Annotated in this window: 1 protein-coding gene; it reads right to left on the bottom strand. The window is 23.8% G+C overall.

The window, feature by feature from the left end:
• Nucleotides 1–260 (bottom strand): GA module-containing protein (locus HMPREF1871_RS06340; RefSeq protein ID WP_198145789.1); only part of this gene is annotated, 260 nt, incomplete at both ends.

Genomic DNA, 260 nt, shown 5'->3' with positions numbered 1-260 from the left:
TTTTTCTTCTTTAGATAAATTGTCAAGTTTATCTATCACTGCTTTTAATTTTTCTTTTACTTTGTCAAAAACTTTATCAATTGCTTCTATACTATTTGTTGTTTTATCGATTTCAGCTTTTAGATTGTCTTTTTCTTCTTTAGATAGATTGTCATATTTATCTATATCTTCTTTTGCTTTTTCTTTTACTTTGCCAAAAACTTTATCAATTCCTTCTATACTATTTGTTATTTTATCGATTTCAGCTTTTAGATTGTCTT

Origin of the sequence: Gemelliphila asaccharolytica (genome assembly GCF_001553005.1) — a bacterium.
Lineage (GTDB): Bacteria > Bacillota > Bacilli > Staphylococcales > Gemellaceae > Gemelliphila > Gemelliphila asaccharolytica.
This window is presented reverse-complemented; position numbering and strand designations above follow the sequence as displayed.